This is a genomic window from Nocardioides sp. Z21_20 (assembly GCF_059766585.1).
Map to the genome: position 1 here is coordinate 1 of NZ_JCBAJX010000029.1, position 3244 is coordinate 3244.

A 3244-nucleotide genomic window follows, 5' to 3' on the forward strand; every position below is an offset into this window, starting at 1 on the left:
TGCCGACCCGAGCTGCTTGGCCACAGCCGCTGCCGCGGCAGTCAGCGAGGAGTACTCGCCGCGATGGTCATTGACCAACCGCACCGCCCTGGCCTCCAACTCATCATCGATCTTCTTCGGCATGGTGCTCATCCTCCTGGACTCAAACAGGAGCGGCACCAAACTTGGGGCGCTTCAGTCATGGCCGACCAAACTGCGCTGCCACTCGGCCGGGTTACCGCCTTGGCCCGATGGCGTTAAGCGCGCGGCGCGGTCGAGTAGCGGGTGCCGGTTACGGGTGCACGGCTGACGGCGCGCTGCACTAGGTTTGGCGACGGTTCCAGACAACCGGGGGTGGACGTGGCTGAGGCGGTGCGCGAGCTGCTGGTCTTCCTCGCATCCCCCGGGGATGTCGAGGCTGAGCGCGATGCTGTCCGAGAAGTCGCGAACCGGGTAAACGCGAACTTCGAGGACCGCGGTGTCCGGGTCCGGGTCGTCGGCTGGGAACAGGTCCGTCCGGAGTTCGGCCGACCCCAGGGGCTGATCAACCCGCTCGTCTACAAGTGCGATGTATTCGTCGGCCTCTTGAACCGACGATGGGGATCAGGCACGGGCGAGTACTCCTCCGGCTTCGAGGAGGAGTTTGAGGCCGCGCTGGAGCGTCGGCGCGCGGGCGAGACCCCGGCGATGGGGATGTTTTTCGCGGATCTTCCGGCGGACGCGCTGGCGGATCCCGGCGCTCAGCTGCAGGCGGTCCTTTCGTTCCGGGACCGTGTCCGCACGGAACGGATCGCGCTGTACAAGCAGTACGGGAGCACCGACCATCTGGCTACAGAGGTGCTGGACTTCCTCACCGGGCACGCTCTCGAGCTGGCCGACCAGATCGGAAGCGGTGGTTCCGGTAACGCGGACGCTGCGCCAGTGGGAAACGCCGGCCTCGGTAGCGCGGACGACCAGCCCGCGGCTACCCCACCGCGCGACCAGCATGATGAGGACGCCAACCAAGCGGCGGCCACGAAAGATGGCGACACGGCCGCCCCGCCGGCCGAGGTCAACGACGCGGCGGCACAAATCGCGGACGCACTGCGTAGCTTCGCCGAGGTTTTCGACGAGTCGACCCGTAACACAGCCGATGCTGATCGCGACCGGGTCACGCTCGTCGGAACCGCCTTCGCCGTGGACGAGAGGCTTCTAGGCACCCACCACGTGAACCGGCTGTACCGGCGCCGGGACGAACTGAAGCTGACAGTCGGCGAGGCGTGGGCGTGGATGCGCACCTACTTCGCTGACCGGGGCGCTGACCGTGCCGGCAGGACGGTGCCGGTCTGGGGCCAGTTCCATCCGGTGCTCGGGAACCGCGATGAGTTCGACGACGACCTCGTGCGAATGGCTGCCAACCATGACGTGCGCGTGTCCCGGGGCGCCGTCGCGTTCCTGACTGAGCATGCGGTTAGGCCGTCCAAACTCTGGCCCGAGAATCCGGGCTCCGGTGCCACTGACGACGTTCAAGAGAACAAGCAGAACGGGCAGCAGCAAGGACAGCTCGACGAGCGCGACACCTCAAACGGCACCGGAAACGATGTTGACGACGACCTAGAGAAGGTCGACGCAGCGCTGCGGTCGTGGGCGCACATGTACTCCCAGATGCCAAGCATGGGTCTCGCGGCCAATTACATGAGCGTCGTCGCCACCGAGACGGATCTTCATCTCCTCGACGCGCTCGCCGCCGGCGATGACCTCCACGAGTCGTCCAAGGACGTCGTCGCGGCCATCGCCGCCTGGCTTCGCGGTGACCCCAAGCCGATGGCGATGCTCGCGCCGTCCAGGTACATCGACGACGTCGACGACATCATCAAGCGCATCCTGAACGTCGTGGACCAACTGGGCGAGCCTGAGTGGGCGAGCCTGCTCGACAGTCGAAACCCGAAACTCGCCGGGCCCGCCGCCATACAGCTCATCGGCATCGATCGGGTAGACAAGACCGACCTGGTCGCCTACCTGAAGCTCAACGACCGCGAAGTCGATGCGGCTCTCGCGCAGAAGGCCATCGCGAACCCCGACCTGGCCGCCGAACTGATCAGCACCCTGCGACAAGGCAAGAACCTCGAAGACACCGAGGAACGCATCGCCCGGCTACTTGCGGTCGTGACACCGCCCGACGGCCTCCGGGTGCTGGAGCAGGAAGAAGCATACCGCAGCACCATCTGGGAGGCGCGGACGATTCTGGACCCGACTGGCATGCTCGAGCCGGCGCGAGAGGTTCTTGACGACCGGGCAGAGTTTCTCGATCAGAAGGTGTCGACGCTCGTCGGCGAGTACGAGTCGCTTGGAAAACATATCGTCTCCGACCACAAGCGCGCGGCATGCGTGGTTCTTGCGAAGTCCGGCTCCGAGGGCATGAGCGACGACCGGTCGGCTGACCTCGATCGGGCGATCGCCGAGCTCGTCCGCCAGAACTTCTGGACGCGCGACGCGGCACTCTCCGCGGTCGTGGCGCTCGTCGATGAGTCCAAGATCGACCGTGTCCCGATCTCGGTCATCGACGGCTACTGGGTCACGTCACACATCGATGAGCTCCTCGGCGGACCGCTCGCTGCCAGCGTGGCGGAGTTGTGGCATTCGAGCAGCGCGTCCGACCTCCAGCGCGCTGCTGCAACCTGGCACATCCAACAGGCCGACCGAACCGACGAGGAACTCGAGGAGGCCACCTACGACGACGAGCAGTACGTCCGGATGGCCGCCATCGACGTGATACTCGCCAACTGGAGCCGCGATCAGGTCGTTGAGCTTCTCGGCCGTTACGACCAGCAGCAGCGGCCGTATTGGTACAACGTCATCGCAGCCATGGACGAGCACCTATACGGAATCGCGGCAGCCGAGCCGCTCGCGGAAGCCGAGCCGAACTAGCGCCGACTCTCGCTGCCCACCGAGCGGTGGGAAGACGCGCCTGGGGCGCAAGGCAGTCACGACTGGTCCGCATGCGCAGGTCAGTCGGTCCACTTGCCGGCGGACTCGTCGCGATGAAGCTCGTCTGGGCGATACGGCCCACGTTCGCCTACGTGGTTTGCGCCGGCCGACTGTGGCGTCGACCGGATGCGTTGCTGGAGGACATCGCTTCCGACGCCAGCGGTCACTCTCTGCAGCGAGTCGGTACCACTGTGGCGCCCGAGCGCCGGTCTTTACGAAGAGGGACTGCTGCACGGATAGGTGACATCTGATCTGTGGTGCCGAGAGGTGCTGCTGGAAGGATGTGCACTGTGCCGAA

1 protein-coding gene is annotated in these 3244 nt (G+C 65.8%); it reads left to right on the forward strand.

All coding sequences use genetic code 11. The annotated features are described in order from the left end of the window. Nucleotides 1-333 precede the first annotated feature (333 nt). On the forward strand, nucleotides 334-2886 hold the full coding sequence (locus AC6EH9_RS19980) for a DUF4062 domain-containing protein (RefSeq protein WP_498425440.1): 2553 nt from the start codon (nucleotides 334-336) through the stop codon (nucleotides 2884-2886). Nucleotides 2887-3244 lie beyond the last annotated feature (358 nt).